This is a genomic window from Streptomyces sp. CC208A (genome assembly GCF_030010625.1).
Classification (GTDB): Bacteria; Actinomycetota; Actinomycetes; order Streptomycetales; family Streptomycetaceae; genus Streptomyces.
Map to the genome: position 1 here is coordinate 182,063 of NZ_JASCXN010000003.1, position 25,991 is coordinate 208,053.

The 25,991-nt window shown below is 73.4% G+C and carries 24 protein-coding genes and 1 pseudogene; 14 read left to right on the forward strand and 11 right to left on the reverse strand.

The window, feature by feature from the left end; translation table 11 throughout:
* Window position 1: 1 nt before the first annotated feature.
* From QK442_RS05255 to QK442_RS05265, 3 genes are read right to left on the reverse strand one after another with little or no spacing between them, the layout of a single operon-like run.
* Complete coding sequence (locus tag QK442_RS05255; RefSeq protein ID WP_282692619.1) at window positions 2-235, reverse strand: hypothetical protein; 234 nt, start codon at window positions 233-235, stop codon at window positions 2-4.
* A 51-nt stretch (window positions 236-286) separates the two neighbouring features.
* Entirely contained in the window at window positions 287-928 is a 642-nt protein-coding gene (locus tag QK442_RS05260) for a phosphoribosylanthranilate isomerase (RefSeq protein ID WP_282692620.1), read from the reverse strand.
* Window positions 929-966: 38 nt separating this feature from the next.
* The gene (locus QK442_RS05265; RefSeq protein WP_282692621.1) at window positions 967-1,911 is read right to left on the reverse strand and encodes a ketopantoate reductase family protein; all 945 of its coding nucleotides are present in this window, start codon (window positions 1,909-1,911) and stop codon (window positions 967-969) included.
* A gap of 150 nt (window positions 1,912-2,061) precedes the next feature.
* Between QK442_RS05265 and QK442_RS05270 the strand changes: the two genes are divergently transcribed.
* From QK442_RS05270 to QK442_RS05290, 5 genes are all read left to right on the forward strand, one after another.
* Entirely contained in the window at window positions 2,062-3,258 is a 1,197-nt protein-coding gene (locus QK442_RS05270; RefSeq protein ID WP_282692622.1) for an ROK family transcriptional regulator, read from the forward strand.
* A gap of 54 nt (window positions 3,259-3,312) precedes the next feature.
* Window positions 3,313-4,356, forward strand: coding sequence for an LD-carboxypeptidase (locus QK442_RS05275; protein WP_282692623.1), 1,044 nt, complete (start codon window positions 3,313-3,315; stop codon window positions 4,354-4,356).
* Between the two features lie 162 nt (window positions 4,357-4,518).
* Window positions 4,519-5,370, forward strand: a complete 852-nt coding sequence (locus QK442_RS05280; protein WP_282692624.1) for an alpha/beta hydrolase — start codon at window positions 4,519-4,521, stop codon at window positions 5,368-5,370.
* 62 nt (window positions 5,371-5,432) lie between these two features.
* On the forward strand, window positions 5,433-6,875 hold the full coding sequence (locus QK442_RS05285) for a WGR domain-containing protein (RefSeq protein WP_282692625.1): 1,443 nt from the start codon (window positions 5,433-5,435) through the stop codon (window positions 6,873-6,875).
* A complete protein-coding gene (locus QK442_RS05290; RefSeq protein WP_282692626.1) occupies window positions 6,872-7,369 on the forward strand; it encodes a hypothetical protein in 498 nt (165 codons plus the stop codon). The genes QK442_RS05285 and QK442_RS05290 overlap by 4 nt, the downstream gene beginning before the upstream one ends.
* Before the next feature lie 46 nt (window positions 7,370-7,415).
* Here the strand turns inward: QK442_RS05290 and QK442_RS05295 are convergent, their stop codons facing one another.
* A complete protein-coding gene (locus QK442_RS05295; RefSeq protein ID WP_282692627.1) occupies window positions 7,416-7,838 on the reverse strand; it encodes a DUF350 domain-containing protein in 423 nt (140 codons plus the stop codon).
* 183 nt (window positions 7,839-8,021) lie between these two features.
* Window positions 8,022-8,648, reverse strand: coding sequence for an HdeD family acid-resistance protein (locus QK442_RS05300; RefSeq protein ID WP_282692628.1), 627 nt, complete (start codon window positions 8,646-8,648; stop codon window positions 8,022-8,024).
* Between the two features lie 225 nt (window positions 8,649-8,873).
* Here QK442_RS05300 and QK442_RS05305 point away from each other — a divergent pair.
* Together QK442_RS05305 and opcA are read left to right on the forward strand one after the other, a co-directional pair.
* Window positions 8,874-9,377: pseudogene (locus tag QK442_RS05305) on the forward strand (DoxX family membrane protein); the annotation flags it as partial.
* 181 nt (window positions 9,378-9,558) lie between these two features.
* Window positions 9,559-10,473 carry a glucose-6-phosphate dehydrogenase assembly protein OpcA gene (gene opcA / locus QK442_RS05310; protein ID WP_282692629.1) on the forward strand — a complete coding sequence of 305 codons (915 nt, stop codon included), beginning with the start codon at window positions 9,559-9,561 and terminating at the stop codon, window positions 10,471-10,473.
* A gap of 28 nt (window positions 10,474-10,501) precedes the next feature.
* On the opposite strand, the gene QK442_RS05315 is transcribed toward opcA, so the two are convergent.
* Window positions 10,502-11,866, reverse strand: a complete 1,365-nt coding sequence (locus QK442_RS05315) for a carbohydrate-binding protein (RefSeq protein WP_282692630.1) — start codon at window positions 11,864-11,866, stop codon at window positions 10,502-10,504.
* Between the two features lie 162 nt (window positions 11,867-12,028).
* On the opposite strand from QK442_RS05315, the gene QK442_RS05320 reads away from it, so the two are divergent.
* Window positions 12,029-12,499: a hypothetical protein gene (locus QK442_RS05320; protein WP_282692631.1), complete on the forward strand. Its 471-nt coding sequence runs from the start codon at window positions 12,029-12,031 to the stop codon at window positions 12,497-12,499.
* A gap of 7 nt (window positions 12,500-12,506) precedes the next feature.
* On the opposite strand, the gene QK442_RS05325 is transcribed toward QK442_RS05320, so the two are convergent.
* From QK442_RS05325 to QK442_RS05335, 3 genes are all read right to left on the reverse strand, one after another.
* Window positions 12,507-13,439 carry a LysR family transcriptional regulator gene (locus QK442_RS05325; RefSeq protein ID WP_282692632.1) on the reverse strand — a complete coding sequence of 311 codons (933 nt, stop codon included), beginning with the start codon at window positions 13,437-13,439 and terminating at the stop codon, window positions 12,507-12,509.
* Between the two features lie 49 nt (window positions 13,440-13,488).
* Window positions 13,489-14,463 (reverse strand): acetylxylan esterase, encoded by a 975-nt coding sequence (locus tag QK442_RS05330; protein WP_282692633.1) that lies wholly within the window; start codon window positions 14,461-14,463, stop codon window positions 13,489-13,491.
* Window positions 14,464-14,549: 86 nt separating this feature from the next.
* Window positions 14,550-15,152 (reverse strand): hypothetical protein, encoded by a 603-nt coding sequence (locus tag QK442_RS05335; protein WP_282692634.1) that lies wholly within the window; start codon window positions 15,150-15,152, stop codon window positions 14,550-14,552.
* A gap of 111 nt (window positions 15,153-15,263) precedes the next feature.
* On the opposite strand from QK442_RS05335, the gene QK442_RS05340 reads away from it, so the two are divergent.
* Together QK442_RS05340 and pntB are read left to right on the forward strand one after the other, a co-directional pair.
* On the forward strand, window positions 15,264-16,796 hold the full coding sequence (locus QK442_RS05340) for a Re/Si-specific NAD(P)(+) transhydrogenase subunit alpha (RefSeq protein WP_282692635.1): 1,533 nt from the start codon (window positions 15,264-15,266) through the stop codon (window positions 16,794-16,796).
* A gap of 1 nt (window position 16,797) precedes the next feature.
* Complete coding sequence (gene pntB, locus QK442_RS05345; RefSeq protein ID WP_282692636.1) at window positions 16,798-18,216, forward strand: Re/Si-specific NAD(P)(+) transhydrogenase subunit beta; 1,419 nt, start codon at window positions 16,798-16,800, stop codon at window positions 18,214-18,216.
* A gap of 57 nt (window positions 18,217-18,273) precedes the next feature.
* Here pntB and QK442_RS05350 read toward each other — a convergent pair whose 3' ends face one another.
* Window positions 18,274-19,389, reverse strand: coding sequence for a DUF5954 family protein (locus QK442_RS05350; protein WP_282692637.1), 1,116 nt, complete (start codon window positions 19,387-19,389; stop codon window positions 18,274-18,276).
* An 82-nt stretch (window positions 19,390-19,471) separates the two neighbouring features.
* On the reverse strand, window positions 19,472-19,660 hold the full coding sequence (locus QK442_RS05355; RefSeq protein WP_282692638.1) for a transposase: 189 nt from the start codon (window positions 19,658-19,660) through the stop codon (window positions 19,472-19,474).
* An 881-nt stretch (window positions 19,661-20,541) separates the two neighbouring features.
* Between QK442_RS05355 and QK442_RS05360 the strand changes: the two genes are divergently transcribed.
* From QK442_RS05360 to QK442_RS05375, 4 genes are read left to right on the forward strand one after another with little or no spacing between them, the layout of a single operon-like run.
* Complete coding sequence (locus QK442_RS05360) at window positions 20,542-21,132, forward strand: cysteine hydrolase (protein ID WP_282692639.1); 591 nt, start codon at window positions 20,542-20,544, stop codon at window positions 21,130-21,132.
* 58 nt (window positions 21,133-21,190) lie between these two features.
* The gene (gene hypE / locus QK442_RS05365; protein WP_282692640.1) at window positions 21,191-22,216 is read left to right on the forward strand and encodes a hydrogenase expression/formation protein HypE; all 1,026 of its coding nucleotides are present in this window, start codon (window positions 21,191-21,193) and stop codon (window positions 22,214-22,216) included.
* A gap of 3 nt (window positions 22,217-22,219) precedes the next feature.
* A complete protein-coding gene (gene hypF, locus QK442_RS05370) occupies window positions 22,220-24,664 on the forward strand; it encodes a carbamoyltransferase HypF (protein WP_282692641.1) in 2,445 nt (814 codons plus the stop codon).
* Window positions 24,661-25,974, forward strand: a complete 1,314-nt coding sequence (locus QK442_RS05375; RefSeq protein ID WP_282692642.1) for a biotin carboxylase — start codon at window positions 24,661-24,663, stop codon at window positions 25,972-25,974. The genes hypF and QK442_RS05375 overlap by 4 nt, the downstream gene beginning before the upstream one ends.
* The last annotated feature ends 17 nt before the right edge of the window (window positions 25,975-25,991 follow it).

The window sequence follows — 25,991 nt, forward strand, 5'->3', positions numbered from 1 at the left end:
CCTAGGCTTCCTCGCCCTTCACGTCCGTACCGTCAGTCTCGCCCGTCGCGTCGGTCTCGTCCGTGCTGTCGGTCTCGTCCGCGGTCTCGTCTGTGTCGTCGTCGCGCTGCTCGGCTTTCGCCGCGGCGAACTCCGCCGCCGCCGAGTAGGTCTCCGGGACCGACAGCAGGGCCGCCACGCCGCGCGCCGCCGCACTGGTCGCCCTCACCACGGCCTCCGCCAGTTCCTCCACCATCAAGGCCCCCTCGTTCCTCGGTACTACTCGGTAGTACGTCGTGCTTCACCCCTACTGACGTGCGGAGACGTCGAAAGGTTGAGCGGCCGGCGCGGTTTTCGCGGCGGCGACGAAGGCGCGGACCAGATCGTGGTCCTTCACGCCGGGCGCCGACTCCACGCCGCTGGAGACGTCCACGCCCCAGGGGCGGGCGGCGGCGATCGCCTCGGCGACGTTGGCGGGGGCGAGACCGCCCGCGAGGAGCCAGCGGCCCTCCGGGCGGGCCGCGTCCAGAAGCGAGAGGTCCCAGCGCGCGCCCGATCCCGCCCTGGGCGAGTCGAGCAGCAGCACCTCCTCGCCCAGCGCTCCCACCCGCGTGTCCGGCCCGTCGGCGAGGGCGGTCGCCCGCCACAGACGCGGGAAGACCCCGGCGGCGGTCTCGAACTCCTCGCGGCCGTACGCCCGCCCGTGCAGCTGGAGCGCGTCGAAGCCCAGGCCGGCGGCGATCCGGGCGGCCTCGGCGGCCGGGGTGTCGTTGACGACGAGCACCGAGACCACGCCGTCCGGCACGTGCGCGACGAGCGCCGGCACACGGTCCCGGCCGAGCCCGCGGACACTGGTCCCGCTGATCACCAGGCCGATCGCGTCCGCGCCCGCCTCGGCGGCCACGTCGATGTCGGCGGTCGTGGCGAGCCCGCACACCTTGACGAACACTCTGTCGCTCCTCTGCTCCCGTCCCGGCGCCGTCGAGCCTACTGACCGCGCCCGGCGGCGTCGATCCGCCGCTGGTGGACCCGCAGGTGGAGGGTGGCCAGGTCGAGCAGCGGGGTCGGCACGCCCAGGGCGCGGGCCCGCGCGGTCAGGTCGCCGAAGAGGTGCTCGACCTCGGTCGGCCGGCCCGCCGTCAGGTCCCGGTAGAGGGAGGGGACCATCGGGGAGCCGGGGGCCGCGACCACGGCGAGCGTCGCCGCCCGCTCCTCCTCCGGCACCGGGTGCCCGGCCGCCGTGGCCACCGCCGCCGCCTCCGCCAGGACGGCGGGGCCCAGCTCGGGCCCGCCGGGCGCGTCGTACACCTCGCCGACCGTGCCGCGCATCAGGCTCGTCACCGCGCCGATCGTGGTGATGAAGACCCACTTGTGCCACATCGCGGTGACGATCGACGCGGGCACGGGCGCGTCGATGCCCGCCGCCTCCAGGACGGTACGGATCTCCTTCACGCGCGGCGAGACCACGCCGTCCCGCTCGCCGAGGGCGAGGTGCGCCAGCGGCGCGAGGCGCCGGATCACCCCCGTCCCGTCCAGCGTCGTCACCACCTTCGCGACCCCGCCGAGGACGGCCCCCGCGCCCAACCGGGCCTCCATGGCGTCGAGATGGGCCATGCCGTTCAGCAAGGGCAGCACCGCCGTGCCCGGGCCGGTGAACGGGGCCAGGTCCGTGAGGGCCGCGTCCAGGGCGGTGGACTTCACCCCGAACAGGACGAGGTCGTACGCGTCGCCCGCCGGCCCCTCGCCGGCCGTGATGAGCCGGGGCGCGTCCAGCACCCACTCCTCGTCCCGGCCCACCACCCGCAGTCCGCCCTCCCGCAGCGCCGCCGCGCGGGCGGGCCGGACCAGGAAGGTGACGTCCTGCCCGGAGCGGGCCAGCATCGTGCCGAAATAGCCACCGGTGGCACCGGCGCCGACGACCAGGATCTTCATGGGGGTTCCCTTCGGGGAAGCGTGCGAGACGGTCTGGACGGCAGCGTAACCCATAAGGTTCATTCATTGAACTGACTGGAGGGGGGGGTGCGGGGGGCCTGAGGAAGCGTTTCTGTTCGCGTGGAAGGGGCGACTAGGCTCTCGCTCACCATGAACCAGCCCACGGAACCCAAGGCCGACAAGTCGGGCGTGCGCCGGCACAACCTGAGCCTCGTCCTCAGGACCGTCCACGACGCGGGCGAGACCACCCGGGCCGCCGTCGCCGCCCGCGTCGGGCTCACCCGGCCCGCCGTCTCCTCCCTCGTGGAACAACTCCTCGACCTCGGGTTCCTGGTCGAGTCCGGCAAGACCTTCAGCGGCCAGGCCGGCCGCCCCGGCACCGTCCTCAAACCGGCCGTGACCGGCCCCGCCGGCCTCGGCGTCGAGATCAACGTCGCCTATGTCGCCGTCTGCCTCGTGGACCTCACCGGCGCCGACCGGATCCGCCGCACCGTACGGCTCGACAACCGCGCCGCCGCCCCCGAGGTCCTCGCCCGCGCCGCCGCCGTCGCCGCCGAGGCGCTCGCCGAGGCCGAGACCCTCGGCCTGGAGCCGGCCGGCGCCGCCCTCGCCCTGCCCGGCCTGGTCTCCGACGGCACCGTCCGGCAGGCCCCCAACCTCGGCTGGCACGACACCCCCGCCGAGCGCCTCTTCGGCGACGCTCTCGCCGCGCTGCGGCCCGCCGTCCGCCGGCTCCCCGTCGCCTCCGACAACGAGGCCAACATGGCGGCCCTCGCCGAACTCCGCTTCGGCGCCCCCGACGCCCCCCGCACCTTCCTCCACCTCACCGGCGAGACCGGCGTCGGCGGCGCCGTCGTCGTTCACGGCGAACTCCTGCGCGGCGCCCACGGCTTCGCCGGCGAGATCGGCCACCTCGTCGTCGACGCCGAAGGTCCCCGCTGCCGCTGCGGCTCGCGCGGCTGCCTGGAGCAGTACGCCGGTCAGGCCGCGCTGCTGAGCGCGGCGGACGCCGCCGACGTCGACGAGCTCGCCGCCCGCGCCGAGCACCGCGACCCCCGCGCCCTCGCGGCCCTCGCGGAGGCCGGCCGGATGCTCGGCCGGGCCCTCTCCGGCGCGGTCAACCTCCTCGACCCCGAGGTGGTCGTCCTCGGCGGCATCTACCCCCGGCTGATGCCCTGGCTGACCCCGGCCGTCACCGCGGAACTCGCCGAGCGGGTCGTCTCCGGCCTCTGGCCCCCCGACGCCCGCCGTCTGCGCGCCGCCTCCCCCGCCACGGACGCGGCCCGCGGCGCCGCCGCCCTCGTCCTCCACGACATCCTCGCCGACCCCCTCGCCCACACCCGCTGACGCCCGGAGGAAAAGGGCAGGTGGGAGCGGGGACGAGGCCGTTAGGGTGCGGGAATGACCGAGATCGTCGTCCCTCCCAAGCCGCGCCCCGGAGACCGGGTCGCCGTGCTGTCGCCCGCCGCCGGACTGCCCGAAGTGCTTCCCCTCCCCTTCGACCTGGGGGTGCGGCGGCTGGCCGAGGAGTACGGGCTCGTGCCCGTCGAGTACCCGACCACGCGCAAGCTCGGCGCCTCCGCCCGGGACCGGGCCGCCGACCTGCACGCCGCCTTCGCCGACCCCACGGTCACGGCGATCGTCGCCAGCATCGGCGGGGACGACCAGATCACCCTCCTCCCGTACCTCGACGACGAGTTGATCAGGGCCCACCCCAAGCCGTTCTTCGGGTTCAGCGACAACACGAACCTGCTCATGCGGCTGTGGAACCTCGGCGTGGTCGGCTACCACGGGGCCTCCGTGATGACCCAGTTCGGACGGCCCGGCGCCGTCCACCCCGTCACCGACGCCTCCGTCCGGGCCGCGCTCTTCGGCACCGGCACCTACGAACTCCCCGCCCCGACCGACACCAACGACGTCGAACGGCCCTGGGGGGACCCCCGTACCTTCGACACCGCCCCCGTGATGGAACCCGCGGGACCCTGGCACTGGCACCGGGCCGATCGGGTCGCCGAGGGCCGCAGTTGGGGCGGCTGCCTGGAGGTCGTCGCCCAACTCCTCATGGCGGGAGGGGAGATCGCGGAGCCGGAGGCGTACGAGGGCGGGGTGCTGTTCCTGGAGACCTCCGAGCTGCTGCCCACCGCCGACGAGGTCTTCCGCGTCCTGCGGGCCATGGGGGAGCGGGGCCTCCTCGGCCGCTTCTCCGCCCTCCTCATGGGCCGGGCCCGCGCCTGGTCCTTCGACACTCCCAACGACCCCGCCGCCCGGGCCGCCCACCGCGAGGCCCAGCACGCCGCCGTGCTCCGCGCCCTCGACACCTACGCCCCCGACACCATGGCCGTTCTCGACGTGGACCTCGGGCACACCGACCCGCAGGTGGTGATCCCGTACGGCGGGACGATCCGCGTCGACGGACCCGCCCGCCGGATCACCGTCACCTACTGACCGCCGTCACCGTCCGGCCGAGGCGGTGACGACAGGCCCGGTGGCGGCCGGCGGGAAGGGCTGAGACGCGGATCACGCCACCGCACCCTTGTTCGGCAATGCCGAACGCGGCGTACGGTGGCGTGACCGATCAGCGAGCGGGCAGAGGAGCCGGAGCACGCCATGTTCACCTTCACCTCCCAGGACGGCGTCCGCATCCACGTCCACACCTGGCTCCCCGAGGGCCCGGTCCGCGGCGTCGTGCAGATCGCGCACGGCATGGGCGAACACGCCCTGCGCTACGCCCCGCTCGCCGAACACCTCACCGCCCGGGGGTACGCCGTCTACGCGGCCGACCAGCGCGGCCACGGCCGGTCCATGCACGCGGGCCCGGGCCACCTGGGCGCCGACGGCTGGAACCTCCTGGTCTCCGACCTCGCCGTCCTCACCCGCACCGCCCGCGACCGCCACCCCGGCGTCCCGGTCGTCCTCCTCGGCCACAGCATGGGCTCGTTCGCCGCCCAGCAGTACCTCCTCGACCACGCGGAGCTCGTCGACGGGGTCGCCCTCTCCGGCACCACCGCCGTCGACGCCCTCCTCGCCGCCCTGGCCGAGGCCCCCGGAGCGGGCGGCGGCCCCTTCGACGCGTTCAACGCCCCCTTCGCCCCCGCCCGCACCGAGGCCGACTGGCTCAGCCGTGACGAGAAGCAGGTCGACGCCTACCTCGCCGACCCGCTCTGCGGCTTCGGCCTCGACCTCCAGGGGCTCGCCGACATGGCGGGGGCCGCCGGCCGGCTCGCCGCCCCCGCCGGCCTCCCCGCCGCCCTCCCGGTCGCCCTCTTCGTCGGCGACCGCGACCCGCTCAACGGCGGCCTCGCCCACAGCGACCTGCTGGTCTCCCGCTACCGCGAGGCCGGCCTCACCGACCTCGCCTACCACCGCTACGAGGGCGCCCGGCACGAGGTCCTGAACGAGACCAACCGCGACGAGGTCGTGGCCGACCTCACCGCCTGGATCGAGCGCGTCACCGGCTGACCGGGCCCGCCCGGCGGCTTCGCCGGAGGCCGTTGTCAGTGGCGCCCCCTACGGTTCAGATCATGACGACGACCTATCTGGAGCTGTCGCAGGACGGCGGCGGTGCCCACAAGTTCTACGAAGTGACCGTCCAGGGCCTTGAGGTGGCGGTCCGTTACGGCCGGATCGGCGCGACCGGACAGATCCAGCGCTCCTCCTTCGCGACCGCCGAGAAGGCGCAGGCCGCGGCGGCGAAGAAGATCGGCGAGAAGGTCCGCAAGGGCTACGCCCCGGCGGTCCCCGGGCAGCGCGCCGCCCGGGCCGTCACCCGCCGCGCGGTCGGCTCCGCGCCCTCCACGGCCCGGGCCGTCGCCCCCGTCCTGTGGCGCTTCCGCACCGGCTCCGCCGCCTTCGGCATCCACGTGGACGAGGAGCGGATCTGGGTGGGCAATCAGGCGGGAGACGTCTTCACCCTCGCCCACGGAGGCGAGGTGCTGGCCCGCTTCAGCCTGCCGGACGGCGTGAAGTGCCTGGTCGCCGACGACTTCTGGATCTACGCGGGCTGTGACGACGGCAAGGTCTACGACCTCTCCTCCAAGCTGCCGTTCGCCGCCTACGACATCACCGCCGACGTCGACATCTTCTGGCTCGACATCCACGAGGGCGTCCTCGACGTGGCCGACCGCGCCGGCCGGCTCACCGTCATCGACCACGAGGACGAGCACCAGTGGTCCCGCTCCGGCCGCGGCGAGTACGCCTGGATGGTCCGGGCGGACGCCCGCGCCGTCTACTACGGAGACACGAGCGGCGTGACCGCGTACGCGGCGGACGGCTCGGGCGAGCTGTGGCACACCGCCACCGACGGCGCGGTGCTGTTCGGCTGGCAGGAGGACACCGCCGTCTACGCGGGCACGGGCCGCAAGAAGGTGCAGCGGCTGGCGAAGCGGGACGGCAGGACAGAAGCCGTCTACGGCTGCGACGCGACGGTGTACTCGTGCGCCACCTCGCCCGGTGGGCGGTTCGTCTTCGCAGGCGACTCGGCCTCCTCCGTCTACTGCTTCGCCGAGGACGGCACCCGGCTGTGGAAGCTGGGCACCGGCGGCGGTTCCGCCCTCTCCATGCAGTACCGCGACGAGCGGCTGTACCTGGTGACCACCGACGGCTCGCTGGTCTGCGTCGACGCGAGCGAGGCGGCGATCGAGGCCGCCCAGCAGGGCAGTGTCCCGGTCGTACGGGACGTCAAACTGGCCGCCGCGCTGCCCACGTACACCCCGGCGACCACCGTGTCCGCCGTCGCCTCCGTCGGTTCGGTGGGCGAGGCGCCGGCCGGCTCGATCGTCGTGGAGTGCGTCCAGGACGGCGGCCGGACCCGGGTCCGGGTGGTCACCCCGGGCTACGAGCCGTCGTGGAACGTGCAGTTCCCGCGCGCGATCCGGGAGCCCGGCGTGCGGTACGTGGTGGAGGCGCTGCACCCGGCGGTGGGCGGCTTCTACCGGGTCCGCGGCGAGATCCGGCGGCTGCTGTGAGCCAGGACCCGGGCGGCAAGGGCGCGTTCGAGGCGGCGACGGGCGACGGCCCGCCGTTCACGGGCGACGCCGAGCAGCGCTCCCGCGAGGTGCGGTCCGCGCTCGACGGGCTGCGGCAGATCCGGCGGCTGACCGGCGCCCCGGGCGGCGACGCCGGGGCCGTACCGGCGCTGTGGGAGCGCCGGCAGCCGGTACGGGCGGTGGCCCTGGCCCTGGAGGCCGCCGGGCTGCCCCCGTCGGCGGTGGACGCGGACGGGGCGCGGACCGCGACCGGCTACCGGGTGCGGGCGGGGGAGCGGCCCGCCACCGCCGTGGTCGAGTGGCTGGGGCCGCCGGGCTCCGGCGCCGCGGGACAGGAGACCGAGGCGCTGACGGCCTGCGCGGAGGCGCTCGGACGGCTCGGCTGGGAGGCGCTCCTCTACAAGGGGCCCCGCGGCCGCCGCTTCCTGGAGGCGGAACCGGCCGGGACGGCCGCCGGCCCGGGCCCGTCCTGAGCGGATCGGGGCCGGGCCGGCGACAGTGGCGGCGATACCGGGCGCGTCAGGCGATCGAGGCGGAGACGATCGCGGAGACGGCGATGTTGCACGAGGCGGTCACCCAGACCGCCGGGTGCGGCTCGGGATCGACCAGCGCGGCGCCGAGCTTGCCGGGCGTCATCAGGTCCACCACCAGGAAGGCGACGGCCATCATGACCAGGCCGAGAAGGCCGAACACGGCCGTGGAGAGCAGGCCCTTGCCGAAGTTGTCGTAGGTGGTCCAGATGGAGGTGAAGACGATCCCGCCGACACCGAGCAGGGCGGAGCTGAGCAGGATGGAGGCGTTGCGGTTGCGCTGCTCCCATATGAGCCGGCTCAGCCTGCCGGGGGTCAGGATGTCCACCAGGACGATGCCGAGGATCAGCAGGACCACGCCGAGGGCGCCGTAGGCGGTGGTACGGCCGAGGCCGTTGACGATGTCGGTCATGGGAAGCCGGCTCCGGAGAGTGGTGATCGCGAGCGATCGACGGTCGGGGACCGGCAAAATCTAGCGCACGGATCAAGCCGGTCCGCCGTCTGCCCGGAGATCGAGGGGACGATCGGGCGGACGGCGGACGGCGGACGGCGGACGGCGGACGGCGGACCGGAGGAGCGTGGCCGGCCGGGCGGATCAGGCGCCGGGCGGCAGGTGCTCGGCCCGTGACCGGACCTGGAAGGCGGTGACGATCTCGGCCGCGCCGACCGCGATCAGCCAGATCCCGCCGAGCACGGTCAGCACCGCGACCGACTCCAGCGGGGAGACGATCAGCACCACGCCGGCGACGGCGCTGACGATGCCGAGGAAGACCTGCCAGCCCCGGGCCGGCATCGCGGGATCGGAGGCCGCCGCCACCGTCTGCGTGATGCCGCGGAAGAGCCAGCCGATGCCGATCCACAGGGCGAGCAGCAGGATCGACTGAGTGGCGCCCCGGAAGCAGAACAGGCCGAGCAGGATCGACAGGGCGCCGCTGATGAAGGCCATCACGCGCAGCGAGGTGGTGGCGTGCGTGCCGAAGGCGGCGACCAGCTGCATCACACCGCTGAAGAGCAGATAGAGGCCGAAGAGCACCCCGGCCGCGACCAGCGAGGCACCCGGCCACACCAGCACGAGGACGCCGAGGACGAGGGCCACGACCCCGGCGAGCAGGAGTGCCTGCCAGGCCGCCCCGGCCAGCACCCCCAGCGGGCCCGGCGGCACGTCGCTCCGCGCGGACCGGTCGTGCGGCCTGTCGTGCGGTCGGTCGTGCGTCTGCGTCATGGGTCCGTGTCCTTTCGCTTGCCGGCCGCGTGCCGGTCACCTGCCGTCACCTGCCGGCGGAGCGCGCGAACGCCTCGGTGAAGGCCCGCCCCAGTCAAGCAACACCGTGCGAACGCCGCAAAAGATGACTCATGTGGCGTATCGGTCGGTGTTCCGGGCGGCGGCGGGGGAGCCGCACGCCGAGAGTGGAGACGTACGCGTCCCCTCCCGCACCTGGAGAACGTCATGGCCCACCCCAACCGACGCGACCTCGGGCTGCTCGTGCTGAGGGTCGGCACCGGCGCCGTGCTCGCCGCGCACGGCACCCAGAAGCTCTTCGGCTGGTTCGGCGGCGGGGGCATCGAGGGCACCACCAAGGCGATGGAGGCCATGGGCTTCAACCCCGGCCGCGAGTCCGCCGTCGCCGCGGGCCTCGGCGAGGCGGGCGGCGGCGCGCTGCTCGCCCTCGGCCTCGCCACCCCCGCCGCCGGCGCGGCCGCCGCCGGAGCCATGGCGGGCGCCGTCTCGGTGCACGCCCCGGCCGGCTTCTTCGCCCAGGCCGGCGGCTACGAGTACCCGGCCTTCCTCGGCTTCACCGCCGCCGCCATCGGCATCACCGGTGCCGGCCGCTACTCCCTGGACCACGCCACCGGGCACGTCCTCGACCGCCCCTGGGTGGTGGCCGTCGCCTTCGTCGGCTCGGCGCTCGCCGCCGCGGCCGTGGTCGGCCGCCGGGCCCAGGGCAAGGCGGCGACGGCCGCCGCCACCGAGGCCGACCTGGCCCCTGACGGCAACGGCAACGGCAACGGCAACGGCAACGGCAACGGCAACGGCGAGGGCGACGAGGAGCAGGACCACAACTGAGCCACCGACCGCCGAACTCCGTGCGGGGCGTTAGGCTCGCCGCTGAGGAAGGGACGGACGCCGGGCAATGAAGATCGATCTCACGGACACCAACTCCAGCGCGGTCAACAAGGCGATCCTGCAGGGCCGGAGGGCCGCCGGCACCCCCACCGTCGGCGTCGTCCTCACCCTGGTGATCGTCACCGACGAGGAGAACGCCTACGACTCCGTGCGGGCCGCCAACGAGGCATCGAAGGAACACCCCTCGCGCACCCTCGTCGTCATCCGGCGCCGGGCGCTGTCGCCCCGCGAGCGCCATGTGACCCGGCTCGACGCCGAGGTCCGCCTCGGCACCGACGCGGGGTCCGGCGAGACGGTGCTGCTCCGCCTCCACGGCGAACTCGGCGCCCGCGCCGACTCCGTGGTGCTGCCGCTGCTGCTGCCCGACGCCCCCGTCGTCGTGTGGTGGCCGGTGGACGCCCCCGCCGTCCCCTCCAAGGACCCGCTCGGCGCCCTCGCCCAGCGGCGGATCACCGACGCGTACGCGGTCGAGGACCCGCTCGGCGCACTGGAGAGCCGGGCCGCCTCGTACGCCCCCGGCGACACCGACCTCGCCTGGACCCGGCTCACCCCCTGGCGCTCCATGCTGGCCGCCGCCCTCGACCAGGCCGGGACGGAGGTCGTCTCGGCCGCCGTGGAGGCCGAGGAGGCCAACCCCAGCGCCGAGTTGCTGGCCCGCTGGTTCGAGGTCCGGCTCGGCGTCCCGGTGGAGCGGATCGTCTCCGAGGGCCCGGTCGTCACCGCGGTCCGGATGGGCACCCTGCAGGGCGAGATCCTGATCGACCGCCCCGAGGGCCCGGTCGCCCACCTCGCCATCCCCGGCCAGCCGAGCCGCGTCATGGCCCTCAAGGTCCGCACGACCGCGGAGCTCATCGCCGAGGAACTCCGCCACCTCGACCCCGACGACGCCTACGCGGCGGCCCTGGAGGGTCGCCCCTCCTGAACCGCCGCTCGACGAGGGCCTTCCGGGCTTAGACCCGCTGCCAGAGTGCCGGTACGTTCGGCGGCTCCCAGCCGGTCTGCGCCTGGTGGCCCTGGATGCAGCGGTAGGTGGAACCGCCGTACGTGACGGTGGCACCGGCCGCGTACACCGTGCCCGCCTTCCACGTGCCGCCCGGCTCGGGCTCGCCCGGGCCGGGGCCCGGGTCGGACCCGGTGGTCCTCAGCGTCAGGCCGTAGTTCGAGAGGATCGGGTTCAGCGGCTGGAAGAAGGTGGTGCCGCCGCTGGAGCAGTTGCCCGAGCCGCCCGAGGTCACGCCCTGCGCCTGGCTGCCGGAGATGTACGAGCCGCCCGAGTCGCCCGGCTCGGCGCACACGGTCGTCCGGGTGACGCCCGAGATCGTGCCCTCCGGGTAGGTCACGCTGGTGTTGTGCTGCTGGATGGTGCCGCAGTGCCAGCCCGTGGTCGAGCCGGAGCGGCAGACCGAGGCACCGACCGGCTGCAGCACCGACCCCGTGACCTGGACGTTCGCGCCGCCCGCGCCCTTCACGTACGGGGTCGCGGTCCAGCTGCTGTTCGTCGCGACCCACGCCATGTCGTTGCCGGGGAAGACGGACGCCTGGAAGCTGCCCTGCGCGACCTGGTTGTAGCCGCTGGTGGACTGGCCTGCCCGGCCGCAGTGGCCCGCCGTCGCGAAGCCCTGCGTGGTGCCGCGGGTCACCGCGAAGCCGACCGAGCAGCGTCCGCCGCCGCCCATGTAGTACGCGTCGCCGCCCCGGATGTCGTAGAGCGGGCGCGGCGCCTCGGCGGACCGCACGGCCCGCAGGAGCTCCTTCGGCACGCCGGTGGCCGCCGCGAGGCGGGCCGCGGCCCCGGCCCTGGTCTCCTCGACGACCAGCGTGTTGGTGCGCACGTCCACGTACCGCACCGGGGCGTCGGCGGTCGCCGCCCGGTCCAGGGCCTCCTTGGCCCGCTCCAGCGAGGCCAGGTCGTGCCGGACGAGCCTGGGCGCCGCCCCGGCCTCCCGGATCGCGGCGAGGTCGGCGGTACGGGTGGTGGCCACGGTCAGCGAGCCGGACTCGGCCCCCGCGACCCAGGCCCCGGCGAAGGAGCCGCCGAGCCGGTCGCGGAGCCGGGCGGCCGTGGCACCGGCCTCGGCCTCGTTCACCAGCCGCCGCTCGGCCTGGACCTGACTGAGGCCCAGATCGCGGCCCATGGCGGCGAGCAGCTCGGGCGGCGCCTCGGCCGCCCCGAGCGCCCGGGCGGCGCTCTGCACGGCGGGACCGGTCCCGGCGGAAGGCTGCGCGGCGGTCGCGGACCCGGCCTGAAGCCCGGCCAGCACCATCCCGGCGGCGGCCAGCGCGGTACACGCCGCACGGGCGTGTCGTCGGAGCATGGGGAGTCTCCTCGGTTCTCGGTGGGGGATCTGCCGAGAACCGTAGGAACGGCGCCACTCCCGGGGGGAGCTCCCGAACGACCCCTTCCTCCGCGTTATGGCCCGCAGGGTCAAGGCCTGGGCGTCGCCGGACTGTCGGGGGCGGGGCCTACGGTGCGGTGCATGAGCGTTCCCGAGGTCATCCCGATCAAGCACGAGCCCGACCACCGCACGTCCACCATCGGCGGGTGGGACGGCGGCCGGTTCTTCGCCTCGGTCACCGCGGCCTTCCCGGAGGACTGGAGGACGGGCGACGACTGGCAGGAGCACAAGCGCTGGTACGCGGTCCTCCACCGGTTCGACGGGGCGGGCCGGCACCTGGAGTCGAGCATCGTGTCCACCGGCACGACGGCGGACGGGGAGCGGCGGGCGGTCGAGGCCGCGAGGAAGCTCCTCGACGCGTGTCTGGACGCCCTGCCCGGGCGGTGGTACGGGGACATCGCCGTCGCGCCCTTCGCCGTACGGTTCGAAGGAGCCCTGTTCGGCCTGGTCGTGGAGGACCACGGCGAGGACGGCGAGACGGAGGAGTGGGCGGAGCTCCACCCCGACGGGCTGGGGTTCTCGGCCCCTTGGGACGGCGAGTACGACACCTGACGGCCACTCAGAACACTGCCCCCGCCGCCGTCCGCCCCGCGCTGCGGGCCAGCGCCTCCGCGTGGGCGTCGCGTGCGTGGGCGAGGACGGTGGGGGCGTGGCCGGCGGCGCGGCCCTCGGGGTGCCAGCCGAGGAGGTGGCGCCAGACGAGCGGCGCGCCGGTCAGAGGGCGGGCCACGATGCCGGGGGTGGCGGGGAAGGTCGCCCGGCACAGGCCCACCGCCCGCCCCACCTGGACCAGGTGGACGCAGGAGGCGGTGTCCGTCTCGTACACCCGGGCCGGGGTGAAGCCGGCCCGTACGCACGCGGCGGCGAAGCAGTCGCCGAAGCAGCCGTCCCCGGGTACGTCCGTCCACTCCTCGGCGGCGAGTTCGGCAAGGGCGACGTGCGGGCGGGCGGCCAGCGGATGGCCGGTCGCCAGCATCACGTACACCGGGTCGCGGGCCACCTCGGTCCAGGCGAGCCGCCCCACCTCGGGCGGCGAGCTCTCGCCGCAGACGCCGACGAGCGCGAAGTCGAGCCGCCCGGCCGCCACCCCGCCGGCCACCTCCCGCTCCGACCAGGAGGTGTACGTGGTCACCCGCGCCTCCGGATCGGCCCGGGCGAGCCGGTCCACGAGGCCGCCGAGCAGCGGCCCGTGGGTCCCGCCGAGTCGGTACCCGGCGGCGCCGTCCCGGGCGAACCGGACGGCCTCCTCCTGGAGTTCGCAGACGGCGGGCAGCACCACCCGGGCCCGGTCCAGGACCAGATCGCCGAGCGCGGTGGCCCGCACGCCGTCCCGGCCGCGCACGAACAGGGCCCCGCCCAGTGCTCGTTCGATCCGCTTGAGCTGGGCGCTCAGGGCGGGCTGCGCCAGTCCGAGGGCGGTGGCCGCGCGGGTGAGACTGCCCGCCTCCGCGATGGCCCTGACCGTCTTCAGATGCCGCAACTCCAAGTCCATGCGCCCAGCTTGACGCCCTGCGCCTGACAGGTCCAGACCAAGGGACGGGCTATCGGGCGCGGAGCCGCTCCGGCAGCCAGCGCAACTGCGCGGCCTGCTGGAACACGCCGCCGCCCTCGTGGTCGTTGAAGTCGTAGACCTCGATCGCCTTGTCCTCGTGCGCGTACGCGTTGAACGCCGCGAACACCGTCGACGGCGGGCACGTCAGGTCCTCCAGGGCGGTGGAGAACAGCGCGGGGGCGGTCGCCCGGGCCGCGAAGTGCACCCCGTCGAAGTAGGCGAGCGTCTTCCGTACCCGCTCCACCCGACCCCGGTGCGTCTTCAGGTAGTTGCCGATCTCCCGGTACGGCGTGCGGTCCGTGACCGTCGTCGCGCGCGGGAAGTCGCACAGGAACGGCACGTCCGGCGCGACCGCCGCCAGGTCCCGTACGAGCCCCGCGACGGCGACGGTGATCCCGCCGCCCTGGCTGATCCCGGTGACCGCGGTGCGGGCCGCGTCCACGAGCGGGTGCGAGCGGGCCGCCTCCACCGCGCGCACCGCGTCCGTGTACACCCGGCGGTAGTAGTACGTCTCCGGGTCCTCCACGCCCCGCGTCATGAACCCCGGGAACGCGGGCGCGCTGCCCACCGGGTCCGCGGTGTCGCCCGGCGCCCAACCGCTGCCCTGCCCACGGGTGTCCATCACGAAGTGCGCGAACCCGGCCGACGCCCACAGCAGATGACTGTGCGCGAGCCCGCGCCCGCCGCCGTACCCGAGGAACTCCACGACCACCGGCACCGGTTCGGTCACCCCGGCCGGGACGACGAACCACCCCTTGACCGGCTGCCCGCCGAACCCGGCGAACGTCACGTCGTACGTCTCCACCGTCGCGAGCCCCGTCTCCACGCGCTCGAACCGCGCGTCGAGCCCGAACTCCCGGGCCTCGCCCAGCGTCTTCGCCCAGAACGCGTCGAAGTCCTCCGGCTCCACCGACCCACTGCGGTACTCCCGGAGCCGGTCGAGGGGCATGTCGAACAGGGTCATGTACACCGCCTGGTCAGCTCATCGCGTTCGAAATGTCGACCGGTCGGCCCCGGCCCGCCTCACCCTAGCCCGCATCCCCACCGAATTCATATACGTGAACGATCTCCGCCTTCTCGTACGGCCCTGGCGCCGGCACCCGCCACGGCGACACCCGCGACCAGCCGCGCCCGCAACCGCCCCGCGGCACCCGCACCCGCCGCCCGCACCGTCAGCCACGAGCCGTCGGGGAAGGCGATGTCCACCCGCCGCCGCAGCGCCCGCGGCCACGGCGTCACCCGCACCCCGGCGTGCGCCCGGGCCACCGCCTCCGCCTCGGGCAGCCACGTGGCCCGCACCGTCACGGTGCCGCCGGCCACCCCGACGTAACAGCTCGGCTCGTCGGTACGCAGCGCGTCCCGGCTCCAGTAGGCCCCGTGCACCGCCAGCAGCAGTCGGCCCGCGTCGCTCTGCCAGCCGCCCCGCATGCCGGGCCCCGCCCACAGGCGGACCAGGAGGCGCCACACCTTCCGCACCGGCTCCAGCAGGGCCGCGAACGCCTCGACCGGGTCCTCCGGCAGGGCGAGGACACAACGGACCAGGAAGAGGTTCCGCAGGGCGCGCCACCGCCGCCCGCGCCCTCCGAGCGGCGGCAGCAGCCGCACCGGAGGTCGCCGCCCGTAGCGCGGCAGGCCCACCCCGAACTCCGTCATGCTCATCCTTCCTCCCAGGTGGGCAGCATACGGACGTACCGCGCGAGCCTTCTTCACGGAGTCGCCCGCGGGGGCCAAGGTGGGGGCGAGAGCGGCGAACGGAGGAGCCTGGTGATTGTCGGAGTCCTCAGGGAGACACGGAGCGGCGAGCGACGGGTGGCGGCCACGCCCGCCACGGTCGAGAGGATCCGCGGACTCGGGTACGAGGTCGTCGTCGACCCGGACGCGGGCGCCGCGGCGGGCTTCGTCGACAGCGCCTACGAGGCGGCCGGGGCGCGCCTCGGCGAGGCGACGGCGGCGGACGTGGTGCTCGGCGTGAACGCCCCCGGCCCCGACCGGCTGGACCGGATGCGCCCCGGGACCACCGTGATCGCGATGTTCGCCCCCGCCACCGACCCGGCGACGGTCGAGGAGCTGAGCCGCCGCCCCCTCACCGTCCTGTCCGTGGACGCCGTGCCCCGGCTCAGCCGGGCCCAGTCGATGGACGTCCTGTCGTCGATGGCGAACATCGCGGGCTACCGGGCCGTCGTGGAGGCGGCCCACGAGTTCGGCCGGTTCTTCACCGGCCAGGTGACCGCCGCCGGCAAGGTGCCCCCGGCCAGGGTCCTCGTCGCCGGCGCGGGCGTCGCGGGCCTCGCGGCGATCGGCACCGCCGGCTCGCTCGGCGCGGTCGTCCGGGCCACCGACCCCCGCCCCGAAGTCGCCGACCAGGTCCGCTCCCTGGGCGGCGAGTACCTGGCGATCGAGTCCCCGGAGACGGAGGTCTCGGCGACCGGCTACGCCAAGGAGATGGGCGAGGAGTACAAGGCGCGCGAGGCCGCCCTCTACGCCGAGGAGTGCCGCGCCGCCGACATCGTCGTCACCACCGCCCTGATCCCCGGCCGCCCCGCCCCCCGCCTGATCACCGCCGACATGGTGGCCACCATGAGACCGGGCTCGGTCATCGTGGACATGGCCGCCGCCAACGGCGGCAACGTGGCCGGCACCGTACCCGGCGAACGGACCGTCACCGAGAACGGCGTGACCATCCTCGGCTACACCGACCTGGCCGGCCGCCTCCCCACCCAGGCCTCACAGCTCTACGGCACCAACCTCCTCAACCTCCTCAAGCTTCTGACGCCCGGCAAGGACGGCACCCTGGTCCTCGACCCGGACGACCCCGTCCAGCGCTCCGTCACCGTCGTACGCGACGGCGCACCGTGCTGGCCGCCCCCGCCCGTCCGGGTCTCCGCCGCCCCCACTGACGCGACCCCGCAGACCCGGCCGCCCGCCAAGCCCCCCGCCACCAAGGCCCCCATGACGCAGGGGCGCCGCTTCACCGGCGTCGCCCTCGGCGCCCTCGCCCTCTTCCTCGCCGTCGGCTTCGCCCCCGCCGCCCTCCTGCCCCACGTCACCGTCTTCGTCCTCGCGATCGTCATCGGCCACTACGTGATCGGACACGTCCACCACGCCCTGCACACCCCGCTGATGTCGGTGACCAACGCGATCTCCGGGATCATCGTCGTCGGCGCACTGCTCCAGATCGGCCACGGCGGCACCCTCGTCACCGTGCTCTCGGCCGTCGCCATCCTGCTGGCGGGCATCAACGTCTTCGGCGGCTTCGCGGTGACGCGCCGCATGCTCGGAATGTTCACCAGGAGCTGACATGTCCGCCACCCACGCCGCACAGGCGGCCTACCTCGTCGCCGCACTGCTGTTCATCCTCGCCCTCGCCGGCCTCTCGAAACACGAATCGGCCCGCCTCGGCAACGCCTTCGGCATGCTCGGCATGGGCCTCGCCCTCGTCGCCACCGTCGTCCTCGCCGCCGACCGGGGCATCGGCGCGGGCGCCGCCGGCCTGCTCGCCCTCGCCCTGCTCACCGGCGCGCTCATCGGCCTGTGGCGCGCCCGGGGAGTCGAGATGACCGGCATGCCCCAACTGATCGCGTTGCTCCACTCCTTCGTCGGCCTGGCCGCCGTCCTCGTCGGCTGGAACGGCTACCTCGACGTGGAGCACCACCCCGACGGCCCCGAGGCCGCCGCCCTCGACGCGCTCGGCACCCTCGGCATCCACCACGCCGAGGTCTTCATCGGCGTCTTCATCGGCGCGGTCACCTTCACCGGCTCGGTCGTGGCCTACCTCAAGCTCGCCGCCCGGATCGCCTCCAAGCCGCTCATGCTCCCCGGCAGGAACGTCCTCAACCTCGGCGCCCTCGTCCTCTTCGCCGCCCTGACCGTCCGGTTCACCGCCGCGCCCGCCCTCTGGCCGCTCGTCGCGGCGACGGTCCTCGCGCTGGCACTCGGCTGGCACCTGGTCGCCTCCATCGGCGGCGGCGACATGCCCGTCGTCGTGTCGATGCTGAACAGCTACTCCGGCTGGGCGGCCGCCGCTTCAGGCTTCCTCCTCGGCAACGACCTGCTGATCGTCACCGGCGCCCTCGTCGGCTCCTCAGGCGCCTACCTGTCGTACATCATGTGCAAGGCGATGAACCGCTCGTTCCTCGCCGTCATCGCCGGCGGCTACGGCATCGAGGCCCCGGCCGGCCCCGAGACCGACCACGGCGAGTACCAGGAGATCACCGCCCAGGCCGCCGCCGAACTCCTCGACGCCGCCCGCTCGGTCATCATCACCCCCGGCTACGGCATGGCCGTCGCCCAGGCCCAGTACCCCGTCGCCGAACTCGTCTCCAAGCTCCGCGCCAAGGGCGTCGACGTCCGCTTCGGCATCCACCCCGTCGCCGGCCGCCTCCCCGGCCACATGAACGTCCTCCTCGCCGAGGCCAAGGTGCCGTACGACATCGTCCTGGAGATGGACGAGATCAACAGCGACTTCGCCGACACCGACGTCGTCCTCGTCATCGGCGCCAACGACACCGTCAACCCGGCCGCCACCGAGGACCCCGACAGCCCCCTCGCCGGCATGCCCGTCCTCACCGTCTGGGAGGCCGACCAGGTCATCGTCTTCAAACGCTCGATGGCCTCCGGCTACGCCGGCGTCCAGAACCCCCTCTTCTTCCGCCCCAACACCGCGATGCTCTTCGGCGACGCCAAGGACCGAGTCGAGGACATCGTCAGCGCCCTGTGAGTCCCGGTGCCGGCCGTGACCGGCCGCACCGGAGGAGCCTGCTCATGGCCGGCCTGGTCACGAGGCGGCCTCCTCTTGCGTGGGTTCTTCGGGGTGGATGACGCCGTCCTCGTCGAGGGGCGGATGGAGGGCGCTGGGGGCGTGGTTGTCGATGTCGGACGGCCGTGGGCCCTCCGGTCCGTCGGGGCCCCAGCGCAGCAGGCGGCGGGTGCGGCCGATCCGGTAGGTGGTGCCGTGGACCTCGACCTGGTCGAGCCGCTGGGCGCGGAGCCGGTCCGCGGTCTCGACGAACACCGCCAGTTCCGCGACCGCGGGGTCGGTCCCCTCGGCGACGAGGGTGCGCGCGTCGACGGGCATGCGGATGTCTCTCGCGATGTCGTAGGGGATCAGGCCGATCCGACGGGGTTCGCTCCAGACCAGGAGGAAGTCCAGCGACCGGCGTGTGTCGTGAGGGGTGGCGTGCAGTCCGCCGCCCAGCGTCCAGGGCTTGTCGCCGGACCGCTCCATGATCCTGAAGAGCGCGGGCATGAGGAGGACGTCGGGATGGCTCTCCACGGCCCGCGCGGAGTCCCGCAGCACGGCGCCGGGGAACCTGGTCCCGGTGTAGGCCAGAGTACGCAACGACAGCCGCTCCGCCGCGCGGACGGGGGAAAGGGGCGCCTCCGGGTCCAGAACAAGGCCCTGGTCGATCTTCGCGTCCCGGGCGCCACGGCTCCAGTCGGGGGAGAGGGGCTCGGGGTCGGTGGGCCGCGGCACTTCGACGTCGCCGTGCGCGTCCAGGCCCGTGTACTCCTCGGCCCTCACCACGCGGTAGCGGGTGCCGAGCACGGTGAGTTCGTCGACGCGCTCGCGCTCCAGCCGGGCGACCGCCTCCAGCAGCGCGCGCCGCTCCTCCCTGCTCCCGGCCTCGTCCTTCGCCCGGAACCAGAAGAAGGAGTTCAGCGCGTCCCGGGCATCCTGCGGACAGGGCTCGGTGACCTCCAGGACCACCCGCCACCGCCGCCCGTCCTCCGCGCCCTGCGCCGCCACTCCGAACAGCGGGCCCCGTACGGCCAGGGCCCGGGAGCGCATCGCCGCGTCGAGGGCATCGGCCTCCACCGCGGCCTCCACCGGCTCCACCGGAACCCTCACCGTCACCGGCCACTCGCCCGGCCCCGCACTTTCATGGCTCATGTCACCATCCTGGCGGCAACCACGAGCCCGTATCACGGTTTCGCCGGATCGGCCGGATTGAGCAGATGTCCCTGTGCACGGCTCATGTGGTGGGTGGGACAAGGCCCGTCCCATCCACCGGGGACAAGGCCCGGTCGCGGAAGTCGGCCGGCACACTGTGGTGGACACCGGGATCGTCCAGCTCCATGGCCATGGCGTACATGAAGTCGATGCGGCAGCGCACCGCCTCGGTGACCTGCCGGTTCGACAGACCGAGCACGAACTGCGGCACACAGGCGGTGGACGACTGGGCAGGTGAGAGACCCGGCCGCCCGTCACCCGGATACCGGTCGGTGAAGTCCTCGCCACGTCACGGCCCGTCCAGGCGGTCTCCCACCCCCGTCGCCGCCCCTCGCGACGCCGGTGCCCTGGTGTCATCGGGTGACGCATGCGCACCTCGTCGCCGACGGTCGACCTCCGGGGTGTGGAGCGGGTGGGGCACCGACACCGACGCCGAGGGCGCGGTCTCGGCGTCGTGCATTGCGTACAGGAACGCCGGGCGGCCTGTCGAGACCGATCGTCATCTGCCTCTGACAGGTGTCGAATGTGTCTGGTTTCGGGGGAGTTGTGGGCGAAGAGTCGTCTGGGACAGGTGGCACGCCTGGGCACGCTTTCCGGCCATGGGGGGTGGGGGCTCTCGCTGCGTGAGCGGGGACGGAGCGGGTGCGCCTCACCGTGAACCGATCTAGATCATCACGTGCGTGGGTCCGCAGGTCAAGGCCCTGATGGCGACTGGCCGTCCAGGTGGTCGCCTGCACCGGGCAGGACCCGGGGCAGTGCCGCCTTCCCGTGCGAGGCCACCGCGCCGTCAGCGAGATTCTGGCGGAATCTTCACAGGACCCACAACCGCGTGGCTTTGTTGACTGGTTCATGGCGGATGTGCGAGTCTCTGCCCCGCCCGAGGATCTCCGACACTCCGCCTCGGGTCACGCGTGACCGACCACACTTTGTGCCGGGAAGGGCAGCCCCTCTCAACCAGCAGTGTCCAGAGCGCTCTGATGGAGCGCCTCCCCCACTTTTCAGAAGCATCCACCGTCTGCGCCAGCCTGCCTCCACCACCCTTGGACGCGCCGGCCGAGCTCAGTCATGCTCCGAACCACACGAGGGAATCGCATGGGCAAGATCGCCGTACTCACCAACGACCTGCAGTCCGACGTCGTTCACAAGACGCCCGAGCGGACCGCCGCCATGGCCGAGGCGCGGCCCCGCTTCGTCAACTTCCTGGAGGAGATGCGCCGTCGTGGGCACGGCATCTACCACCTCCAGCTGGTGAACCTCCCCGACGACCCCAACGTGGAAAGGGACTTCGACGGCACCCTGCCGCTGCAGCGCGGCAGCGAGGGCGCGGCCATCCTGGAGTACTTCCTGGACCCCTCCGACACCGTCGTCGAGAAGAACAAGGACAGCGGTTTCTACGAGACGGAGCTGCACGACCTGCTGCAGAAGAACGGTGTGGACACCGTCCTCGTCACCGGCCTGCAGACGCAGATCTGCGTCCAGACGACCGCCGCCGACGCGTTCTTCCGCGGCTACAACATCTGGGTCCCCTCCGACTGCGTGGTGTCCGGTGACCCCGAGGCCCGCGACCGCTCCCTCGAGTGGCTCAGCGGCTACTGCGCCACCGTCGCGAGTTCCGAGGAAATCCTCGCCACGCTGGACGGCGAGGGCGAGCTGCCCCGCAAGGTCGTCAAGATCCTTCCGTAGCAACTCCCTTCCTCCGCGCGACACAGCGCCCACCCCCTACGCCTCGAAGGGAAACCCGATGACCACCCCTGCGACCGAACTCGGTGAAGTCGTCCTCGACCACGGCAGCGGCACACAGCTCAGCCACGAACTGCTCGCGCTGATCGTGGAGACTCTCGGCGATGTCTACATCGGCGAGATGGAGGACAGCGCGATGCTGCCCATCGCCACCGGGCAGATAGCCATGACCACTGACTCGTTCGTCGTCGACCCACCCTTCTTCGGCAACGGCGACATCGGCAAGATCGCGGTCTGCGGAACCGTCAACGACCTTTCCGTGGTGGGCGCCAAGCCGCTGTACCTCACCCTGGGCATGATCCTGGAGACGGGTCTGCCGATCGCCCGCCTGGTGCAGGTGCTCACCTCGATCCGGGAGACCGCGCGAGAGGCCGGCGTCCAGATCGTCTGCGGCGACACCAAGGTCGTGCGCAAGGGCGAGGCGGACCAGATCTACCTCAACACTGCCGGAGTGGGCGTGTTCGAGCGGACCCCGCTGAGGATGCGGAACGTCAGGCCGGGCGACCGGGTGATCCTCAGCGGTCCGATCGGCAACCACACCGTGCACCTGCTCTCGATCCGCGAGGGACTGGGATTCGAGCAGCGGGTCCTGAGCGACTGCGCCCCGGTCAACGGCATGCTCGACAAGCTCTTCGCCGCCGTGGACGAGGGCGACGTGCGCTCCGTGCGTGACGTCACCCGGGGAGGCCTGGCCGCGGTCCTGCACGAGTACGCGGAGGCCGTCGACCGCACCATCCGCATCGACAAGGAAGCGCTTCCGATCCAGTTCGAGACTCTCATGGCCACGGACATGCTCGGTATCGACCCGATCCACTCCGCGAACGAGGGGTGTGTCTGCCTGTTCGTCGACCCCTCGGCCGAGCAGAAGGTCCTGGACGCCCTGCGCTCCCACAAGTACGGAGCCGGGGCCGTCACCATAGGCGAGGTCACCGAGCAGGACGGCGCGGTCGTCCTGATGCGGGACGCCGAGGGCCGCGACTCCGTGGTCGAGGAACTGCTGGGCGCCGAACTCCCGCGGCTCTGCTGACCCATGACCGCCACCGAACAGGATGTGTGCGGAGACCCTCGACGGGGCGGCTCCGCCACGACCGCGAGCGGGACCGCCGGAGACCCCGGCGCGGCACCCGTCCGCCGCCTCGCCCGTGTCACCGGAGTGGTCCAGGGCGTCGGTTACCGGCCCTTCGTCTACAAGTCGGCACACGCGTACGGTCTGACCGGATGGGTCCTCAACGACCCCGAGGGCGTGCTCACCGAGGTCACCGGCCCCCTCGCCACCGTGGAGGCCTTCCTCGCGGACCTCACCGACCAGGCGCCGCCCCAGGCCCGGGTCACCGGGGTTCACGTCGAGGAACTGCCCGCGTCGGCCGACCCGCCGGACGGGTTCGTCATCCGGACGAGCGTGCACACGGGCAGCAAGGACACCATCGTCCCCGCCGACGGCCACGTCTGCGCGGACTGCCTCGCCGAACTGCGCGACCCGGAGGACCGCCGGTACCGCTACCCCTTCATCAACTGCACGAACTGCGGGCCGCGTTACTCGATCGTCCAGGCGCTGCCGTACGACCGGGCGCAGACCACCATGGCGGACTTCACCATGTGCGCCGCCTGCGCGGACGAGTACGCCGATCCGCTCGACCGCCGCTACCACGCCCAGCCCAACGCCTGCCCGGACTGCGGCCCTCGGCTCCTGGCGGCCGACGCTGCGGGGAACCACCTGCGGGACGAAGCGGCACTGGCGGCCGCGGTGGCGGCGCTGCGCGAGGGGAAGATCGTCGCGGTCAAGAGCGTCGGAGGCTTCCACTTGGCGGTGGACGCCCGCGACGAGGCGGCGGTGCGAGGCCTGCGGGCGGGCAAGCGCCGTGACTCCAAGCCCTTCGCCGTCATGGCCCGTGACCTGGAGACCGCGGCCGGCTTCGCCGAGATCGGACCGGCCGAGGCGGAGCTGCTGGCCTCGTCCTCGCGGCCCATCGTGCTCGTCCGCAAGAAGCCGGCCGGGCTGTCCGAGGCCATCGCGCCCCGCAACCCGAACATCGGCGTCATGCTGCCCTCCGCGCCCCAGCACCATCTGCTGGTGGCCGAGGAAGGACTGGACACGCTGGTCATGACCAGCGGGAACATCTCTGGGTATCCGATCGCGTACCGCAACGAGGACGCGCTGGAGCACCTCTTCGGCATCGCGGACCTGATCCTGTACAACGACCGCGACATCCAGACCAGGGTCGACGACTCGCTCGTCCGGTGCTCCGCCCACCCGGAGCTCGGCGCTCCCCTGGTCAGCTTCCTGCGCAGGGCCCGCGGCTATGCCCCCTACCCCGTCGAGGTCGGCGTCGAGCTGGCTCCGACGGTCGCCTTCGGCGCCGAGCTGAAGACCACCGTGGCGCTCTCCCGCGGCACCCGGGTCTATCTGAGCCAGCACATCGGCGACCTGAAGAACGACGAGACCTGGGAGTCCCACCAGCGGACGGCGCGCCATCTGGCTGCACTGCACGAGCTGACGCCCCTGAACGCGGCCGTCGACCTGCACCCGCAGTTCCGGGCCACGCGGCTGGCGCTGAAGGAGGAGGGCGCCGGCTACGACCGGGTCGTCCAGGTGCAGCACCACCACGCGCACATGGCCTCCTGCATGGCCGAGAACCGGCTGACCGGACCCACCCTGGGCGTCGTCTTCGACGGGGCCGGCTACGGGCCGGACGGCACCACCTGGGGCGGCGAGTTCCTCCTCGGGAGCTACCGGCAGGCCCACCGGGTCGCACACCTGCGCACCGTCCCCCTGCTGGGCGGCGACCGCGCCGTGAAGGAACCGGTCAGGACCGGTTTCGCGCTGGCCCTGGACGCCCTGGGCGGACCGGAGGAGGCGGTGGGCGCCTTCCCGGTGCTCGGACGGTGGGACGAGCAGCAGTTGCACGTCTTCGCCACCATGGCCCGGCGGGGCGTCAACGCGCCGCACGCCTCCAGCATGGGGCGGCTGTTCGACGGTGTCGCCGCGCTGCTCGACGTCACCACCCACGCCGAGTACGAGGCACAGGGACCGATCGAGCTGGAGGGCCTCCTCGCCAGGGACCTCTCCATGACCGTCCCGGACCAGCGCTACCGCTTCGCGCTCGATGCCACCGCGGAGACCGTCGAGATCGACCCCAGGCCCGTGGTCCGGGCCCTGGCCCGCGACCTCGCCGACGGCGTGGACCGTGCGGAGATCAGCAGACGCTTCCACTCGGGAGTCGTCGACATGGTCGTCGAGCGCTGCCGGGCCGTCCGCGAGGACCGGAGCGCGGAGGGCTTCGAGCAGGTCGTGCTCTCAGGCGGGGTCTTCCTCAACGAGTTCCTGCTGGTGAACTGCCTGGTGGAGCTGCGGCGCGCCGGGTTCCGCGCGTACTGCCAGCAGCAGGTGCCCACCAACGACGGGGGCATCGCGCTGGGGCAGGTCATGGTGGCCCATGCCCAGCTCACGGCGCCCGATGAGGGGCCGCGCGGATGAACGGACGCGAGGGAACGGGCCCGGAGCACGTGGTGGTCCTGCACCGCTGGCGGGACCACCACGCCCGGTACGCCGCCTACCTCGACCACCGGGCCCACCGGGTCACTTACGTCACGACGGAGCTCGGCCGCTCCTCGGTCCCCGAGGAGGCGGCGGCGGTACGGACCGTCCGCGCCACCGACGACCACGTGGAGACGCGGGCCGCGGTCGCCGAAATGATCGAGCGGTTCGGCCCGGCGAGCCGCCTGGTGGCGCTCAACGAGGGGGACCTCGACAACGCGGCCGCGCTCCGCGCGGCCTTCGGGCTGCCCGGGCAGACCCCGGCGGAACTGGAGCGCTTCCGCGACAAGCTGACCATGATCCGCCTGGTCGACGCCGCCGGTGTGCGGGTGCCGGAGTACGCCGACGCCGACACGGCCGAGGACGTCCGGGCCTTCGCCGGGCACCACGGCTGGCCCGTGGTGGTCAAGCCGCGGCGTGGCACGGCCAGCAGGGGGGTGCTCCTGCTGCACGCGGAGGACGACCTCGACGCCCATGCCGGGATCTTCCTCCCGGACCGGCACGAGCCGCGCGTCGTGCAGTCCTTCGTCGCCGACCCCGTCCTGCACGTCGACGGGCTCTGGACCGGCGGTGCACTCGGTCCCTGGCGCGTCTCGCGGTACGTGAACAACTGCGAGGAGTTCACCAAGGGCAGCTTCCTGGGGTCGGTCGAGTTCGACGACCCGGAAGTCCTGGGTCCACTGGGTGACTTCACCACCGCAGCGGCCGAGGCACTCGGTGACGGCCGGCCCTGGGTGTTCCACATGGAGGCGTTCCTGAGCAGGGCTCCCGACGGCTCGCCCCGACCGGTCTTCCTGGAGGCGGGAGCCCGAGTCGGGGGAGGGGAGATTCCGTTCGTGTGGCGCGAGGTGCACGGCCTCGACCTGATGTCCGCGGCCGCGGACATCCAACTGGGGCGCCCTCCGGCCGTGCCCGTGGTCGACCCGGAGCCCGCCGCAGGGACGACCGGCCCGTCCGCGCGGGACACGATCCGCACGGACGGGCACACGACCGCCGGGTGGCTTCTGCTGCCGCTCCCCGTTCCGCCCCCGTGCGAGGTCACGGCGGTCAGCTGGGCCGAGGGAACCGACGAGGACGGTCCGTACACGCAGGTGGTGCCCGGCCCCGGCGACGTGCTGCCCGCCGTGGGCGGCTACGAACACGTCGCCGCGCGGTTCCGCTTCCGCGGAGACTCCAGCCGCTCGGTGGAGGCCGCGATCCGCAAGACCGCGGAGTCCTTCGCCATGAGCTGCCGGCCCCGGCCCTTCTGAACCCCCCGACGACAGAA

Excerpts from the sequence above, each read along its gene's own strand:
- QK442_RS05255 (WP_282692619.1), bottom strand. The coding sequence starts at position 235 with ATGGTGGAGGAACTGGCGGAGGCCGTGGTGAGGGCGACCAGTGCGGCG.
- QK442_RS05265 (WP_282692621.1), bottom strand. The coding sequence starts at position 1,911 with ATGAAGATCCTGGTCGTCGGCGCCGGTGCCACCGGTGGCTATTTCGGC.
- QK442_RS05270 (WP_282692622.1), top strand. The coding sequence starts at position 2,062 with ATGAACCAGCCCACGGAACCCAAGGCCGACAAGTCGGGCGTGCGCCGG.
- QK442_RS05275 (WP_282692623.1), top strand. The coding sequence starts at position 3,313 with ATGACCGAGATCGTCGTCCCTCCCAAGCCGCGCCCCGGAGACCGGGTC.
- QK442_RS05280 (WP_282692624.1), top strand. The coding sequence starts at position 4,519 with ATGTTCACCTTCACCTCCCAGGACGGCGTCCGCATCCACGTCCACACC.
- QK442_RS05285 (WP_282692625.1), top strand. The coding sequence starts at position 5,433 with ATGACGACGACCTATCTGGAGCTGTCGCAGGACGGCGGCGGTGCCCAC.
- QK442_RS05295 (WP_282692627.1), bottom strand. The coding sequence starts at position 7,838 with ATGACCGACATCGTCAACGGCCTCGGCCGTACCACCGCCTACGGCGCC.
- QK442_RS05300 (WP_282692628.1), bottom strand. The coding sequence starts at position 8,648 with ATGACGCAGACGCACGACCGACCGCACGACAGGCCGCACGACCGGTCC.
- opcA (WP_282692629.1), top strand. The coding sequence starts at position 9,559 with ATGAAGATCGATCTCACGGACACCAACTCCAGCGCGGTCAACAAGGCG.
- QK442_RS05315 (WP_282692630.1), bottom strand. The coding sequence starts at position 11,866 with ATGCTCCGACGACACGCCCGTGCGGCGTGTACCGCGCTGGCCGCCGCC.
- QK442_RS05320 (WP_282692631.1), top strand. The coding sequence starts at position 12,029 with ATGAGCGTTCCCGAGGTCATCCCGATCAAGCACGAGCCCGACCACCGC.
- QK442_RS05325 (WP_282692632.1), bottom strand. The coding sequence starts at position 13,439 with ATGGACTTGGAGTTGCGGCATCTGAAGACGGTCAGGGCCATCGCGGAG.
- QK442_RS05330 (WP_282692633.1), bottom strand. The coding sequence starts at position 14,463 with ATGACCCTGTTCGACATGCCCCTCGACCGGCTCCGGGAGTACCGCAGT.
- QK442_RS05335 (WP_282692634.1), bottom strand. The coding sequence starts at position 15,152 with ATGACGGAGTTCGGGGTGGGCCTGCCGCGCTACGGGCGGCGACCTCCG.
- pntB (WP_282692636.1), top strand. The coding sequence starts at position 16,798 with ATGTCCGCCACCCACGCCGCACAGGCGGCCTACCTCGTCGCCGCACTG.
- QK442_RS05350 (WP_282692637.1), bottom strand. The coding sequence starts at position 19,389 with ATGAGCCATGAAAGTGCGGGGCCGGGCGAGTGGCCGGTGACGGTGAGG.
- QK442_RS05360 (WP_282692639.1), top strand. The coding sequence starts at position 20,542 with ATGGGCAAGATCGCCGTACTCACCAACGACCTGCAGTCCGACGTCGTT.
- hypE (WP_282692640.1), top strand. The coding sequence starts at position 21,191 with ATGACCACCCCTGCGACCGAACTCGGTGAAGTCGTCCTCGACCACGGC.
- hypF (WP_282692641.1), top strand. The coding sequence starts at position 22,220 with ATGACCGCCACCGAACAGGATGTGTGCGGAGACCCTCGACGGGGCGGC.
- QK442_RS05375 (WP_282692642.1), top strand. The coding sequence starts at position 24,661 with ATGAACGGACGCGAGGGAACGGGCCCGGAGCACGTGGTGGTCCTGCAC.